This is a genomic window from Shewanella sp. 8A (genome assembly GCF_023475945.1).
GTDB lineage: Bacteria > Pseudomonadota > Gammaproteobacteria > Enterobacterales > Shewanellaceae > Shewanella > Shewanella xiamenensis.
The window spans coordinates 32,897-48,097 of sequence record NZ_JAMDJP010000034.1; the positions used below are offsets into that span (position 1 = coordinate 32,897).

At 45.9% G+C, this 15,201-nt stretch carries 12 protein-coding genes and 3 tRNA genes; 11 read left to right on the plus strand and 4 right to left on the minus strand.

Features of this window, described 5'->3' with window-relative positions:
* Window positions 1-157: 157 nt before the first annotated feature.
* On the minus strand, window positions 158-754 hold the full coding sequence (locus tag M0413_RS19190) for a Yip1 family protein (RefSeq protein ID WP_037427921.1): 597 nt from the start codon (window positions 752-754) through the stop codon (window positions 158-160).
* 280 nt (window positions 755-1,034) lie between these two features.
* Between M0413_RS19190 and miaE the strand changes: the two genes are divergently transcribed.
* Window positions 1,035-1,817 (plus strand): tRNA isopentenyl-2-thiomethyl-A-37 hydroxylase MiaE, encoded by a 783-nt coding sequence (gene miaE, locus M0413_RS19195; RefSeq protein WP_069454682.1) that lies wholly within the window; start codon window positions 1,035-1,037, stop codon window positions 1,815-1,817.
* A 73-nt stretch (window positions 1,818-1,890) separates the two neighbouring features.
* On the opposite strand, the gene M0413_RS19200 is transcribed toward miaE, so the two are convergent.
* Window positions 1,891-2,610 carry a UDP-2,3-diacylglucosamine diphosphatase gene (locus M0413_RS19200; protein WP_037427923.1) on the minus strand — a complete coding sequence of 240 codons (720 nt, stop codon included), beginning with the start codon at window positions 2,608-2,610 and terminating at the stop codon, window positions 1,891-1,893.
* 9 nt (window positions 2,611-2,619) lie between these two features.
* Complete coding sequence (locus M0413_RS19205; RefSeq protein WP_011623251.1) at window positions 2,620-3,111, minus strand: peptidylprolyl isomerase; 492 nt, start codon at window positions 3,109-3,111, stop codon at window positions 2,620-2,622.
* Between the two features lie 140 nt (window positions 3,112-3,251).
* Here M0413_RS19205 and cysS point away from each other — a divergent pair, with 140 nt between their 5' ends.
* Complete coding sequence (cysS, locus tag M0413_RS19210; protein ID WP_069454683.1) at window positions 3,252-4,631, plus strand: cysteine--tRNA ligase; 1,380 nt, start codon at window positions 3,252-3,254, stop codon at window positions 4,629-4,631.
* A 92-nt stretch (window positions 4,632-4,723) separates the two neighbouring features.
* Here the strand turns inward: cysS and folD are convergent, their stop codons facing one another.
* Window positions 4,724-5,578, minus strand: coding sequence for a bifunctional methylenetetrahydrofolate dehydrogenase/methenyltetrahydrofolate cyclohydrolase FolD (folD, locus tag M0413_RS19215; protein ID WP_011623249.1), 855 nt, complete (start codon window positions 5,576-5,578; stop codon window positions 4,724-4,726).
* A 351-nt stretch (window positions 5,579-5,929) separates the two neighbouring features.
* Between folD and M0413_RS19220 the strand changes: the two genes are divergently transcribed.
* From M0413_RS19220 to ppiD, 9 genes are all read left to right on the plus strand, one after another.
* A tRNA-Pro gene (locus M0413_RS19220) sits at window positions 5,930-6,006 on the plus strand.
* A 99-nt stretch (window positions 6,007-6,105) separates the two neighbouring features.
* Window positions 6,106-6,182 (plus strand) — tRNA-Arg (locus tag M0413_RS19225).
* A 9-nt stretch (window positions 6,183-6,191) separates the two neighbouring features.
* A tRNA-His gene (locus M0413_RS19230) sits at window positions 6,192-6,267 on the plus strand.
* A gap of 261 nt (window positions 6,268-6,528) precedes the next feature.
* Window positions 6,529-7,833 (plus strand): trigger factor, encoded by a 1,305-nt coding sequence (gene tig, locus M0413_RS19235; RefSeq protein WP_249555326.1) that lies wholly within the window; start codon window positions 6,529-6,531, stop codon window positions 7,831-7,833.
* Window positions 7,834-7,922: 89 nt separating this feature from the next.
* Window positions 7,923-8,531, plus strand: a complete 609-nt coding sequence (clpP, locus tag M0413_RS19240; protein ID WP_037417193.1) for an ATP-dependent Clp endopeptidase proteolytic subunit ClpP — start codon at window positions 7,923-7,925, stop codon at window positions 8,529-8,531.
* Window positions 8,532-8,630: 99 nt separating this feature from the next.
* Window positions 8,631-9,911 (plus strand): ATP-dependent protease ATP-binding subunit ClpX, encoded by a 1,281-nt coding sequence (gene clpX, locus M0413_RS19245; RefSeq protein WP_144345839.1) that lies wholly within the window; start codon window positions 8,631-8,633, stop codon window positions 9,909-9,911.
* 132 nt (window positions 9,912-10,043) lie between these two features.
* A complete protein-coding gene (gene lon, locus M0413_RS19250) occupies window positions 10,044-12,401 on the plus strand; it encodes an endopeptidase La (protein ID WP_144345840.1) in 2,358 nt (785 codons plus the stop codon).
* A 244-nt stretch (window positions 12,402-12,645) separates the two neighbouring features.
* The gene (gene hupB / locus M0413_RS19255) at window positions 12,646-12,933 is read left to right on the plus strand and encodes a nucleoid-associated protein HU-beta (RefSeq protein ID WP_255211589.1); all 288 of its coding nucleotides are present in this window, start codon (window positions 12,646-12,648) and stop codon (window positions 12,931-12,933) included.
* 226 nt (window positions 12,934-13,159) lie between these two features.
* Window positions 13,160-15,025 carry a peptidylprolyl isomerase gene (gene ppiD / locus M0413_RS19260; RefSeq protein ID WP_069454684.1) on the plus strand — a complete coding sequence of 622 codons (1,866 nt, stop codon included), beginning with the start codon at window positions 13,160-13,162 and terminating at the stop codon, window positions 15,023-15,025.
* The last annotated feature ends 176 nt before the right edge of the window (window positions 15,026-15,201 follow it).

Sequence of the window (15,201 nt, forward strand, 5' to 3'; positions counted from 1 at the left end):
CTGTCAACAGCAGTAAAGAATAAAAAGGCCCTTAGTGTTTTCAAGCTAAGGGCCTTTTCTGTTTTACAACTTTTCGTTTTCAACACGTCTATTTGCCACTATCAATTTATCACTATCAGTATTTCAAGTCGTTTGCACCTGAGTGCGGATTAATCCCTTATTGGTACATAGGACCAAACCCAATGCTCCAGAGGATAACACTGGTGGCCATTAATCCAACCAAGAGCACTAAACCTGCTGTGACCATCGAACTGGCGTAAATAAAGCCTTTCTCTTCAGGGATATTCATAATGATGGGCACACCTGCATATAGCAGATAAACCGAGTAGGCTAAACCAATCAGCCCAACAATCATAATAAACCAGAGTACTGGGTAGAGTGCCGCCAAACCAACCATAAACAGCGGTGTTGCGGTGTACGACGCGAGTTCTAATGCTTGGGTGAAAGTTGGCTGAGCATCGAAGGTTTTTGCCATCCAAAAGGCTAAATAGGCGAGGGCAAAGACGCCTGCAATTAGGCCAAAATACATACCTACGGACATAAACATTGCACTTTGCGGCGTGAGATAAATAGGATCACCGGCTCCTGGATTCCAGCCAATGTAAGCTGTTGCAATAAAGCTACAGACAGCGGGAATGAGTGCGATGAGAAGAACGTGACTTAAGCTACTTTTGAGTGCTTCATGGTTTTGTTCAATCGCATGCCACTCTTGCTTTGGATGAGTGTATAACCCCATTAAGTGATTCAGTATCATTATAATTATCCTTGTTCAGCATTGATGTTGGCTCGCCAAACGTCAGACGAGCTGATAACAGCTCTGCAATCAGGGTTAATGCTCCACAATCCCTTTAACTCCCGATTGCCTACTCTTTGAATTGAGATGTGCCGTGATCAGGATCTCAGTTCTTAAAGTGTAGATTATTTATTGAACAAAAAGTTCAGCTAGTCAAGTTTACTGGTGTCTAAAGCTATAGCTTGTTGATAATTACGCGTAAAATATGGCGATATTTTCTTTAAGATTTTTGAGTGATCCCATGCAGCAATTACTGGCACCTGTTCATGCGTTTCTTCGTTGTGAGACGCCGCAAACTTGGATTGATGTAGCAAGAGCCTCTGCCTCGTTAGATGAACTCTTAATTGACCATTGTAATTGTGAGCTAAAAGCGGCGCAGACTGCGATGTTCTTATTGAGGCGATATGCCTTGGATAAAGACAGCGGACAATCGCTATTGGCATGGGCGAAACCCTATGAGGAATTTGTTTATCATAAGGATCGCAATATCGAGCAGTTTTTGGCTCGTGATGTCAAAAAGAATGAGTTGGTAGCCAATCTACAGCCGAATCAACATTTTGCTTTTGCACAGGATCTGATCCCACCACTGATCCGTTTGATAAAAGAAGAATTCCATCATTTTGAGCAAGTGCTGGAGCTGATGCACGCACGGCAAATCCCATATCGTAATATTCGTGCTGGGCGTTACGCAAAAGGGATGATGAGCCACGTGACCACCCATGAGAAGGATATTCTGCGGGATAAGTTGATTGTGGGTGCATACATTGAGGCGCGCTCCTGTGAGCGCTTTGCCAAATTAGCGCCTTACTTGGATGCAGAGTTAAGTAAGTTTTATGTGTCACTGCTGCGCTCAGAGGCGCGTCATTTTGAGGATTATCTTAAGCTGGCACAGTTAGTATCGACTGAGGATATCAGCGAGCGAGTTGCTTATTTTGGCGAGAGAGAAGCCGAATTGATTATGGCGCCCGATGACGAGTTTCATTTCCACAGTGGTCAACCCTTAGTTGCCCAGTGGGAAAGATAAATAGCGGCCTCAACCATATTCAGGTATGAGGCCTTAGCGGTAGATGTGTTAATGGTGAAGACGCTATAGGTGCTTAGCTGGCGTCGAAGGGCAGACTTTTTAACTCCACACCGTCGGCGCTGACCACTAACACGCTGCCTTGCTCGTACCAATCACCGACTACAATGCGTTTGCAGCCATTGTTTAATTCATGGATAGCAGGCCTATGGGTATGACCGTGGATCATCTGTTTGCTGTGGGTTTGAGCAAATAACGCATTCACCGCACTGGGTTCTACGTCCATAATCACATAGCTTTTTTGCTGATTACTGCTTTGGCTGTTACTGCGGATTTTATTGGCAATGGCTTGACGTTTTTTCTTCGGCAAACAGCTATAAAGCCAACGGGCAAAGGCAAAACTGCGTAATTTGCGAAAGCGTTGGTAGGCTTTATCTAAGGTACACAAGCTGTCGCCATGCAAAATAACCGTGTTAACACCATAGAGATCTAAGCATTTGACTTCGGGCAACATTTGCATACCCGCAGCATCGGCAAATTGTTTGCCTAACATAAAGTCACGATTACCGTGAATAAAGTAGATGGGCAAGGTTTGGGAGACTTGCTTGAGCTTGCGCGCTAATTCGATGGCAAAGGGCAAGGCTAAATCGTCGCCGACCCATACCTCAAAGAGATCCCCCAGAATATAGAGAGCATCTACATCATCAAGTTCGGTATCGAGAAAACGATTAAAGGCTTGGGTGATATCGAGGCGATCGGCACTTAAGTGCAGATCGCCAATAAATAAGGTTCGCATCCTAGGGAATTAGGCCGCACTTACTTTTTCAATCACAACCGCTTCTAATGGCACATCTTGGTGCATGCCACGGTTACCAGTGCTGACAGCTTTGATTTTTTCAACGATGTCCATGCCTTCAACCACTTCACCAAACACGCAGTAACCCCAACCTTGCATGCTTTCAGATTTGAAATCGAGAAAGGTGTTATCGTTGACGTTGATGAAAAACTGAGCCGTCGCTGAGTGTGGGTCCGAAGTACGCGCCATCGCGATAGTACCAGTACGGTTTGATAAACCGTTGTTGGCTTCGTTTTTCACTGGCTCATGGCAACGTTTTTGGCTCATTTCAGCGGTAAAACCACCGCCTTGGATCATAAAGCCGTCAATTACACGGTGGAAAATGGTGCCGTCGAAGAAACCTTCGTCAACATATTTCATAAAGTTTGCCACGGTCAGCGGGGCTTTTTCGGCGTTCAGTTGCAGTTTAATGTCGCCAAAATTAGTGTGTAATGTGATCATGTTTTCATACTCTCAGTAAATAGTGGCGCGATTCTAACTTATCTCGGATTGCGCGCAAAGTGCAGTATTCAAAACCCTCGTCAGCGTGGTAGACTGACCCCTTGATTTTACACTTGAATCTATCTTTGAAGAGAATACCGATGTTGAAGATTTACAACAGTATTACCCGCCAAAAACAGGAATTTAAGCCTATTAATCCCGGAAAAGTTGGGATGTATGTATGTGGCGTGACCGTTTACGATCTCTGTCATATTGGCCATGGGCGTACTTTTGTTTCCTTCGATATGATCGTTCGCTACCTGCGTTACGCGGGTTATGAAGTGAATTTCCAGCGCAACATCACCGATATTGATGACAAAATCATCAAGCGTGCTAACGAAAACCAAGAAGACTGCAATACATTAACCGATCGCTTGATTGGTGAAATGCACAAGGATTTCGATGCGCTGAATATGATCCGTCCCGATTTCGAACCACGTGCCACTCTGCACATTGCCGAAATCATCGATATGGTCGAACGTTTATTGGCCCGTGGTCATGCTTATATCGCTGCCGATGGCGATGTGCTGTTTAGTGTGGCCTCTTTCCCCGAATACGGTCGCCTATCTGGCCAGAATCTGGAGCAATTACAGGCTGGTGCACGGGTTGAGGTTGATGATAATAAGCAAAATCCAATGGATTTCGTGCTGTGGAAAATGTCTAAACCGGGTGAGCCAACATGGGAATCTCCATGGGGACCGGGTCGACCAGGCTGGCATATCGAATGTTCGGCGATGAATAGCAAGCACTTAGGTTTACATTTCGATATCCACGGTGGCGGCTCAGATTTACAGTTTCCACACCATGAGAATGAAATTGCCCAGTCTTGCTGCGCCCATGACACGCCATACGTAAATTATTGGATGCACACTGGCATGGTGATGATCGACCGCGAAAAGATGTCTAAATCTTTAGGCAACTTCTTCACCATTCGTGATGTATTAAGTCATTACGACGCTGAAACCGTACGTTACTTCCTGCTATCGGGTCACTATCGTAGCCAGATTAACTACTCTGAAGAAAACCTCAAGCAGGCGCGTGCGGCGTTAGAGCGTTTATACACTGCGATTAAAGATGTTGACCTGACTGTAGCGCCGGCACCTGCCGAAGAGTTTGTCGCTAAGTTTAAAGCGGCAATGGACGATGACTTTAACACCCCTGAAGCCTATTCAGTGCTGTTTGATATGGTGCGTGAGATCAACCGTCTGAAACTCACTGATATGGCAGAGGCTTCTGCATTAGCCGTGTCAATGAAACAACTTGCTGATGTGCTGGGCTTACTGCATCAATCTCCCGAGGCCTTCTTTAAAGGTGAGGGCAGTGACGATGAGGTTGCAGAGATTGAAGCATTGATCGTTGAACGTAACCGCGCTCGCAGTGAAAAAGATTGGCCAGCGGCTGACGTGGCGCGTAATCGGTTAAATGAGCTTGGTGTGGTCTTAGAGGATGGCCCAAGTGGCACCACTTGGCGTAAGAAATAGGCTTAATTAGCTATTGTTTTTAATAAAAAAATCTTCAGCCAATAAAAAAACCTGCATTATGCAGGTTTTTTTATGCTTGCCGAACCTAGAACCTAGTCGTGATATTGCTCGGCGGCATATAAGGTGTTTTCTAAAAGACTGGCTATGGTCATTGGTCCCACACCGCCAGGTACAGGTGTGATAAAGCTAGCGTTTTGCGCAGCAACATCATATTGCACGTCGCCCACTAAGGTACCATTTTCTAAGCGGTTGATACCCACATCGATAACGATAGCGCCGGGTTTAATCCATTCACCAGGGATAAAGCCAGGTTTACCCACGGCAACCACCACTAAATCGGCTTGGCGAATTTTTTGTTCGAGGTTTTTAGTAAAACGATGGCAAGTTGTGGTGGTGCAGCCCGCAAGCAGTAGCTCGAGTGTCATTGGTCGGCCGACAATGTTCGAGGCACCAACGACAACCGCATCTAAGCCATAGGTATCGACGCCAGTGGATTTAATGAGTGTCATAATGCCCATCGGCGTGCAAGAGCGCAGCACCGGAATACGCTGCGCTAAACGGCCAACGTTATATGGGTGGAAACCATCGACATCTTTATCGGGGCGAATGCGCTCGATCACTTTAGAGTCTTCGATATGCGCAGGCAGAGGGAGCTGCACTAAGATACCGTCGATCGTCGGATCATCATTGAGTTCGTCGATAAGGGCTAATAATGCTTCCTCGGTATAACTGGTATCGAGATCGTAAGAGCGAGAAATAAATCCCACTTCTTCACAGGCTTTACGTTTACTACCAACATAAACCTGAGAGGCGGGGTCTGCTCCCACGAGAATCACGGCTAAACCTGGTACGCGTTGTCCAGCCTCTTTACGGGCGGTAACTTTTTCGCGCAGTTGAGTGCGGATGGATTGAGCAATCGCCTTGCCGTCGATTATTTGGGCTGTCATGGGTGTAGGATATCCTTTATATTGGCGATGGTTAAAACGGTAGTTAACACAGAGATTGGCAATCGCGGCTATTTTAACAGGGCGTAGCGGGTGTGTCATGGCAAATGCCGTCGTGAAATGGATAAAAAAAAGCGTATTCGACTGATAATTCAGCATCTAGCATGAACGGTTAAAAAAATCGTTGACGGGTGCAAAGTGAGGGGCTAAGATGCGCTCCGTTCTCGAGCAGATGTGTTGATTTGCTTTGAAAACTTTTTTGGTGATTAGCACAGTACTGTAATAAATCCAGATTTTGGATGAGAGTAGAATAGAGGAAACTCTCTCAGTTAATGCCAAATATAGTAAGACCTTCGGTGATTAGCGCAGTCCGGTAGCGCATCTGGTTTGGGACCAGAGGGTCAGAGGTTCGAATCCTCTATCACCGACCACTTTAATTGTTATTTGCTCGAGTGTTTAAGTGAGCGAGTAGCATGGATAGCCAAATGCTATCCAACGCCGGTTAGGATGCAGAGTAATCTGTAGACCATGCGCCCGTAGCTCAGTTGGATAGAGCACCCGCCTTCTAAGCGGGTGGTCGCAGGTTCGAATCCTGCCGGGCGTACCAGTTTCAGTGGTGATTGTAGCTCAGTTGGTAGAGTCCCGGATTGTGATTCCGGTTGTCGTGGGTTCGAGCCCCATCAGTCACCCCATTTTTAGTACTTTGAGTACAAAATAAAAAAAGCGACCTCTGGTCGCTTTTTTTATACCCTAGATTCGGCCGTTGAGGCTCGACTCTGCACAAAACGGTGGCTATAATGTCGCGTCTTGATAGATATCAACTAACAGCGACCTGTGCCAAAAGCCAGTAGTGGTGGGCATTGTAGTCAAATTTAATGATCAAGAAACGAATACCTGAATAGTTGAAGATTCGACTATTACAAAGGACGTTAGACAAATTTCGAGGTAAAACAATGCAAGTTTCTGTTGAAGCAACCCAAGGCCTAGAGCGTCGCCTGACCATTTCTGTTCCTGCTGAACAAATTGAAAAACTGGTTAAAGACAGTTTACAACGTGAAGCTAAGCGTGCTCGTATCCCAGGTTTCCGTCCTGGCAAAGTGCCTGTTACTGTAATCAACAAACGTTATGGCGCAGCTATTCGTCAAGACATCACTGGTGAAGTGATGCAACGTAACTTTATCGAAGCGATCATCGCTGAGAAATTAAACCCAGCAGGTGCACCAACTTTCGTTCCAGGTGCAACTGACGGTGAAAAATTCGAATTCGTAGCAACTTTCGAAATCTACCCAGAAGTTGAGCTGAAAGGTTTAGATGCAATTGAAGTAGAGCAACCAAAAGCCTCTGTAACCGATGCAGATGTAGACAGCATGATCGAAACTTTACGTAAGCAACACGCGACTTTCGCCGCAGTTGAGCGTGAAGCCGCTGACGGCGACAAAGTGAAAATGAACTTTGTGGGTTCAGTTGATGGTGTTGAATTCGAAGGTGGTAAAGCTGACGATTTCGAACTGCAATTAGGTAGTAACCGTATGATCCCAGGTTTTGAAGCGGGTATCTTAGGTCACAAAGCCGGTGAAGAGTTCGTTATCGACGTGACTTTCCCTGAAGAATATCACGCTGAAAACTTAAAAGGTAAAGCAGCTAAGTTTGCTATCACCTTAACTGAAGTATTAGCGGCTAACTTACCTGAAGTAAACGATGAGTTTGCAGCATTATTCGGTATCAGCGAAGGTGGTTTAGAAGCCCTTAAAGCTGAAATCCGTAAGAACATGAACCGTGAGCTTGAGCAAGCGTTAAAAGCTAATGTGAAAGAGCAAGTGATCGCAGGTTTATTAGCTAACAATGACATCGAACTGCCAAAAGCACTGATCGATGGTGAAGTTAACGTATTGCGTCAACAAGCGATGCAACGTTTCGGCGGTCAAACGGCGAACATGCCTGAACTGCCAGCTGAATTATTCACTGAGCAAGCAGCTCGTCGCGTGAAGATCGGTCTGTTATTAGGCGAAGTCATCAAGACTAACGAGCTGAAAGCGGAAGATGAGCGTGTACAAGGCTTAATCGCTTCTATGGCTTCTGCTTATGAAGATCCAAGTGAAGTGATTGCGTATTACAACAGCAATAAAGAGCTGATGCAAAACATGCGCAACGTTGCGCTTGAAGAGCAAGCTGTTGAAGCACTGCTTAAAACAGCCAAAGTGACCGAAAAAGAAGTCGCTTTTGAAGAATTTATGAACAAGGCTACAGGTCGCGCATAAGCTAAGCTTGACTTGATTGGCAGTTCGCCATTTATAATGGCTCGTATGAGGCTCCTCATGCGAGCCATTTTTATTTAGGGAAATGAATAATGCATAATGCGTCAGACATACAAAGTGCTTTAGTGCCTATGGTGATCGAACAGACTGCTAAGGGTGAACGCTCATTCGACATTTATTCTCGTCTGTTAAAAGAGCGGATTATCTTTTTAGTGGGTCAAGTTGAAGAGCATATGGCAAATCTGATTGTGGCGCAGTTGCTATTCCTCGAATCAGAAAGCCCAGATAAAGATATCTTTTTATATATCAACTCACCCGGTGGATCAGTCACCGCGGGCATGGCGATTTACGATACCATGCAATTTATTAAGCCTAATGTGAGTACGGTGTGTATTGGTCAAGCGGCCAGTATGGGCGCGTTTTTATTAGCTGGCGGTGAAAAGGGCAAGCGTTTCTGCTTACCTAATTCTCGCGTGATGATCCACCAACCACTGGGTGGATTCCAAGGTCAGGCTTCTGATATCGCTATTCATGCCCAAGAAATCTTAGGCATCAAGCATAAACTGAACCTGATGCTGTCAGAGCATACGGGCCAGCCACTCGAAGTAATTGAGCGTGATACTGATCGCGATAACTTCATGAGCGCTACTCAAGCTGTGGAATATGGTTTAGTTGACGCAGTGATGACTAAACGCAGCTGATTTTTACTTTTGACTGGGCTATGCTCTGTAAAGCAACGCTGAGTTTAAAGTGAACAAGTTTAAGATAAGCAGTAGAGCAGACTGCAAATGAGGTAATTAATGGGCGACAACAAAAATAATGGTGACAGCGGTAAATTGCTGTACTGCTCTTTTTGCGGTAAGAGCCAGCATGAAGTCAGAAAACTGATTGCAGGCCCATCAGTATATGTATGCGACGAATGTGTCGAGTTATGTAATGACATCATTCGTGAAGAGATTAAAGAAATCTCCCCCAAGCGTGATAATGATAAATTACCCACGCCACATGAGTTGCGTGCACATTTAGATGATTATGTCATTGGGCAGGACAGAGCTAAAAAAGTCCTTTCTGTTGCGGTATACAATCACTACAAACGTCTGAGAAATTCATCCCCTAAAGATGGGGTGGAATTGGGCAAGAGTAACATTCTGCTGATTGGTCCAACGGGCAGTGGTAAAACACTGCTGGCCGAAACGCTCGCGCGCTCATTGAATGTCCCATTTACTATGGCAGACGCTACCACCTTAACTGAAGCCGGTTATGTGGGTGAAGACGTTGAAAACATCATTCAAAAGCTGCTGCAAAAGTGCGATTACGACGTTGAGAAAGCGCAGCGTGGTATCGTGTATATCGACGAAATCGACAAAATCAGCCGTAAATCGGATAACCCGTCAATTACCCGTGACGTATCGGGTGAAGGTGTGCAGCAAGCGCTACTGAAACTTATCGAAGGTACGGTTGCCGCGGTTCCGCCACAAGGTGGGCGTAAGCATCCACAGCAAGAGTTCTTACAGGTAGATACCTCTAAGATCCTGTTTATCTGTGGTGGTGCATTTGCGGGTCTTGAAAAGGTGATTGAACAGCGTGCTCACGTGGGTTCGGGTATCGGTTTTGGTGCGCAAGTTAAAGGCGAAAAAGATAAAGCAACGATATCTGAAACCCTGTCTCAAGTTGAGCCAGGCGATTTAGTTAAATACGGCTTGATCCCCGAGTTTATCGGCCGTCTACCAGTCGTTGCTACACTAACTGAATTGGATGAAGATGCATTAGTGCAAATTCTGTCTGAGCCTAAAAATGCCTTAACTAAGCAGTACAACGCACTGTTTGAGATGGAAGGGGTCGAATTAGAGTTTCGCGAAGATGCACTTAAAGCGATTGCCCATAAAGCCATGTCACGTAAAACAGGGGCCCGTGGTTTACGCTCAATCGTAGAAGGTATCTTACTTGATACTATGTATGATATCCCATCGATAGAAGGTGTAGTGAAAGCGGTTGTCGATGAGTCAGTGGTTAATGGTGAGTCTGCACCGATTCTGATTTATGAGCGCAATGAAGCACAGGTGGCTTCTGGCGAACAATAATTGTACAGATAGCTAATAAACTGAAAATCAAGGAGTCCAATGGGCTCCTTTTTTCGTATTGACCATTGAAAGGGCCTAAACCGCCCCAATATACTCCTTAACAAATCCCTTTTATTTAAACGGAATCGAACTATGACCTTAGAGCGTGAAGCGCATATCGAACTCCCCGTGCTGCCACTGAGAGATGTGGTGGTCTATCCCCATATGGTAATTCCGTTGTTCGTTGGCCGAGAAAAATCGATTCGTTGTCTCGAAACGGCAATGGCCCAGGATAAGCAAATTATTTTAGTTGCTCAGCGTGATGCTGAGTTAGATGAGCCGACCAAAGACGATATCTTTGACGTTGGTACAGTGGCATCTATTCTGCAACTGCTGAAACTACCAGACGGTACAGTCAAAGTGTTGGTCGAAGGTGGTCGCCGCGCCCGTATTACGCGTTATACCCAAGAAACAGATTTCTTTGTGGCTAAGGCTGAATATCTCGAATCTGAGCCTTTAGAAGACAAAGAAGAGGAAGTCTTGGTTCGTAGCGCGATTGGCCAATTTGAAGGCTATATCAAGCTCAACAAGAAGATCCCGCCAGAGGTTTTAACCTCTCTTTCAGGTATCGATGAAGCGGCGCGCCTTGCTGACACGATGGCGGCTCACATGCCGCTTAAGCTTGAGGACAAACAATCTGTCCTTGAGATGACCAATATTGGCGAACGTCTTGAATATTTAATGGCGATGATGGAGTCGGAAATTGACCTGTTACAGGTTGAAAAACGCATCCGCACCCGCGTTAAAAAGCAGATGGAAAAGAGCCAACGTGAGTACTACCTGAACGAGCAAATGAAAGCCATCCAAAAAGAATTGGGTGACTTAGACGAAGGCCATGACGAATTTGAAGTCTTAAATCGTAAGATTGAAGAAGCCAATATGCCAAGCGATGCCAAAGAAAAGGCGGTCGCTGAACTGAACAAATTACGTATGATGTCGCCGATGTCTGCCGAAGCGACCGTGGTTCGTAGCTATGTGGATTGGATGACGTCTGTGCCTTGGAGTCAACGCTCTAAAATCAAACGTGATTTAGCGAAAGCCCAAGAGGTATTGGATACTGACCACTATGGTTTGGAAAAGGTCAAAGACCGTATTCTGGAATACTTGGCGGTGCAGAGCCGTGTGCGTCAACTGAAAGGGCCAATCCTGTGTTTAGTTGGACCACCAGGTGTAGGTAAAACCTCACTCGGTCAATCGATTGCCAAGGCGACGGGTCGTAAGTATGTGCGTGTTGCCTTAGGCGGCGTGCGTGATGAAGCGGAAATTCGTGGACATCGCCGTACCTATATTGGCTCTATGCCAGGTAAAATCATCCAAAAAATGGCCAAAGTGGGCGTGAAAAACCCCTTATTCCTGCTGGATGAAATCGACAAAATGAGTTCGGACATGCGTGGCGACCCAGCATCAGCACTATTAGAGGTGCTCGATCCTGAACAAAACGCGACTTTTAACGACCATTACCTCGAAGTCGACTACGACTTATCCGATGTAATGTTCGTGGCGACCTCGAATTCGATGAATATTCCGGGGCCACTTTTAGATCGTATGGAAGTGATCCGTCTGTCGGGTTATACCGAAGATGAAAAACTCAATATCGCTAAGCAGCATTTATTGACGAAGCAAATCGAGCGTAACGGCCTTAAAGCGAATGAAATTCATATTGAAGACAGTGCGATAGTCGGCATCATCCGCTACTACACCCGTGAAGCGGGTGTGCGGGCGCTAGAACGTGAGTTGTCTAAGATTTGCCGTAAGGTCGTGAAAATGATCCTGCTGGATAAATCCATCAAGTCAGTTACAGTCACCGCGGATAATCTCAAGTCTTTCCTCGGTGTGCAGCGTTTTGACTATGGCAAGGCGGAATCGAACAACCAAATCGGTCAAGTCACAGGGTTGGCTTGGACTGAAGTGGGTGGTGATTTGCTCACCATTGAAGCGACTTCAGTGCCCGGCAAAGGCAAGTTGACTTACACAGGCTCACTTGGCGATGTGATGCAAGAGTCGATTCAAGCGGCGATGACCGTTGTGCGTGCCCGTGCGGAACAATTGGGTATCAATGGCGACTTTTATGAGAAGCGTGATATCCATGTGCACGTACCAGAAGGAGCAACGCCGAAGGATGGTCCATCCGCAGGTGCTGCAATGTGTACTGCGCTTGTTTCCAGCCTCACTGGTAACCCTGTGCGCGCCGATGTGGCCATGACGGGTGAAATTACCTTACGCGGTGAAGTGTTACCTATCGGTGGTTTAAAAGAAAAACTGCTGGCAGCACATCGCGGTGGCATTAAATTGGTGCTTATTCCAAAAGAAAATGAGCGCGATCTGGAAGAAATTCCTGCCAATGTCATTGCCGATTTAGAAATTCGCCCTGTGCGTTGGGTCGACGAAGTGTTAAAACTGGCGCTAGAAAGACCCGTTGAAGGCTTCGAAGTGGTTAAAAACTTGGCATAACGCAAGAAAATGCGCTATGACGTTAAAAAAAATGAAAAAAGGGGCTTAACAAAGCGCAGACCTGTGGTAGCCTAGGTCAGTGGAGAGCCAGCTGCTCCAAGCCCTTGGGGCAACTGGCTTTGAGCTGTATCTAGTTTTATTTCTTTGGTTTTCGAACTCAGCTTGAACTTTGAATTCAAGCTTGTTATAAAAGCCTCCGCAGACCGCTCTAGAGACGGATTTGGTTGCGGCGCAAAAAAATTACATTCAAGGGGATGACATGAACAAATCTGAACTAATCGAGAAAATCGCTTCTGGTGCTGACATTTCTAAAGCCGCTGCCGGCCGTGCACTGGATTCTTTTATCGCAGCTGTGACTGAAGGTTTGAAAGAAGGCGATAAAATTTCTCTTGTTGGTTTTGGTACTTTTGAAGTGCGTGAGCGCGCTGAACGCACTGGCCGCAACCCACAAACGGGTGAAGAAATCAAAATCGCAGCAGCAAAGATCCCAGCTTTTAAAGCGGGTAAAGCTCTGAAAGACGCTGTCAATTAATTTTTGATATCGCAGCCTTTGTAAGGCGTTCGTAATGATAAGCACTGTTTAAACAGTGCTTTTTACGAATTGAAAGTAATGGATTTTGAAGGTCAATTTCTACCATTACTCGGGGTTTTAGCACTTACCAGTGGTAGCGTCTGAATAATCCCTATTAATTACAGAAAGGCGCATCTCAACCTGATGCGCCTTTTTATTTTGTTAATCGCAACGAGCGAGATATCTGATGTTAGAAAAGATCCGCGATGGTTCGCAAGGCGTGATTGCTAAAGGCATTCTCGTACTTGTGATTTTATCTTTTGCATTTGCAGGGGTGAGTAGCTATTTAGGCTCAACTTCCGATGTACCTGCCGCAGAAGTCAACGGTGACAAGATCACTAAAGCCGAGTTAGAACAAGCCTACCAGAGCGAACGCGCTCGTATGGAACAACAACTGGGCGAAATGTTTGCTGCCCTATCTGCGGACGAAAGATACCTAGAAAGCATTAAGCAGAGCGTTCTCGAGCGTCTAGTGGCAGACAAACTGATCGATCAAGCTGCCGCTGCGATGGGATTACGTGTTTCTGACGAACAAATTATTGCAGCGATTAAATCTGAACCCGCTTTCCAAACTGACGGTAAATTTGATAACGACCGTTATCAGGCTATTTTGCGTCAGTTAGGTTATCAGCCACAAACCTTTAGAAGCATGATGCGTGTCGATATGACTCGTCGTCAGTTAACTGCGGCGTTAGTGGGCACTGAATTTGTATTACCCGGTGAAGCTAAACAATTAGCTGAGCTGCAAGGCCAAACTCGCGACATTCGTTATTTAGTGGTGGACTCTGCGCCATACCTTGCCAATGCCTCTGTGACAGACGAGCAAGTAAAAAACTACTATGACGCCAACCAGGGCCAGTTTATGAGCCCAGAGAAGGTGAGTTTAGAATATGTTGAGTTAAACGCGGCTGATTTTGCCAAAGACAGCAAAGTGACCGAAGAAGAAGCTCAGGCTTACTACGATGAGCATAAGACACAATATGTGTCTAACGAGAAACGTTTAGCCGCGCACATTCTGATTGGCCCAGGTAGCGATGAAGCCGCTGCGAAAGCCAAGGCTGAAGATTTAGCCAAGCAGTTAGATAACGGTGCTGATTTTGCTGAGTTAGCCAAAGCCAATTCTGAAGATACCTTAAGTGCAGAGCAGGGCGGAAAATTAGACTGGTTTGAGCCCGGTGTGATGGACCCCTCATTCGATGCTGCGCTTTTTGCTCTGCAAAAAGGCCAACACTCAGCTGTCGTCAAAACAGATTTTGGTTTCCACATCATCAAACTGTTAGACGTTCAGCCTGGTACCACAGTGCCCTTTGCTGACGTTAAAACTAAGATTATTGCTCAGTTACAAGAGAAAAAAGCGGTAGATCAATTCTATAGCTTGCAGAGCAAACTGGCTGATACCAGCTACGAAGTGCCTGATACCTTAGCCGAAACTGCAAAAGTAGTGGGTGTTGAGATTAAGACAACGCCGCTATTTTCGCGTGATGATGTGCCAGCGGCATTGAACAAGCCTGATGTAGTAAAAGCAGCATTTTCAGACTCAGTGATGCGCCAAGGGCTAAATAGTGAAGTGATTGAGCTTGAGCCGAATCATGTAGTGGTTATTCGCATGAAAGAACATCACGATGCGGGCACTATGCCATTAGCCGAAGTGAAGGCCGACATCGCAGAGCGTTTAAAGCAAGATCAAGCGAACGCAGCAGCACGTGCTAAAGCAGAAGAGTTAATGGCGCAAGTGAAAGCGGGCGCTGCTGATGTGAGCTTAATCGCTAAGGCTAAATTGGGGCGTGGTGCACAGGATTTAGACGCGGCCATTGTGACTAAAACCTTCCAAATGCCAACGCCGAGTGCCGCACCTGTGGTTGATACTGTCGCTTTAGCAAATGGCTATGCTGTGATTGCACTGGACAAAGTGAACGCGGCTGAGTCTGTTAGCGATGAATTAGTCAATGCACTAAAACAACGCCTAAATGCACAATACAGCGAAGCGGATTACCGCGGTTTGATCGAGTCACTGAAAGCGAATGCGAAAATCCATTATCCTGTAGAAGGTTAATGGTGATAAGGGATAACTCAGTCTATCCCTTATGTTCGCAAAGCAAATATAAAGTGTTTTGCTAATTGTCCCGTCCTAAGATAGGTTGACAGTTTTTAGGCCAGCTCCAGTAGCTGGCCTTTTCTATTGTGCACCTGATTGGGCGTTGCCATATTTAAACTCAGATGCGGTCTCAT

Excerpts from the sequence above, each read along its gene's own strand:
- M0413_RS19190 (WP_037427921.1), bottom strand. The coding sequence starts at position 754 with ATGATACTGAATCACTTAATGGGGTTATACACTCATCCAAAGCAAGAG.
- miaE (WP_069454682.1), top strand. The coding sequence starts at position 1,035 with ATGCAGCAATTACTGGCACCTGTTCATGCGTTTCTTCGTTGTGAGACG.
- M0413_RS19200 (WP_037427923.1), bottom strand. The coding sequence starts at position 2,610 with ATGCGAACCTTATTTATTGGCGATCTGCACTTAAGTGCCGATCGCCTC.
- M0413_RS19205 (WP_011623251.1), bottom strand. The coding sequence starts at position 3,111 with ATGATCACATTACACACTAATTTTGGCGACATTAAACTGCAACTGAAC.
- cysS (WP_069454683.1), top strand. The coding sequence starts at position 3,252 with ATGTTGAAGATTTACAACAGTATTACCCGCCAAAAACAGGAATTTAAG.
- folD (WP_011623249.1), bottom strand. The coding sequence starts at position 5,578 with ATGACAGCCCAAATAATCGACGGCAAGGCGATTGCTCAATCCATCCGC.
- tig (WP_249555326.1), top strand. The coding sequence starts at position 6,529 with ATGCAAGTTTCTGTTGAAGCAACCCAAGGCCTAGAGCGTCGCCTGACC.
- clpP (WP_037417193.1), top strand. The coding sequence starts at position 7,923 with ATGCATAATGCGTCAGACATACAAAGTGCTTTAGTGCCTATGGTGATC.
- clpX (WP_144345839.1), top strand. The coding sequence starts at position 8,631 with ATGGGCGACAACAAAAATAATGGTGACAGCGGTAAATTGCTGTACTGC.
- lon (WP_144345840.1), top strand. The coding sequence starts at position 10,044 with ATGACCTTAGAGCGTGAAGCGCATATCGAACTCCCCGTGCTGCCACTG.
- ppiD (WP_069454684.1), top strand. The coding sequence starts at position 13,160 with ATGTTAGAAAAGATCCGCGATGGTTCGCAAGGCGTGATTGCTAAAGGC.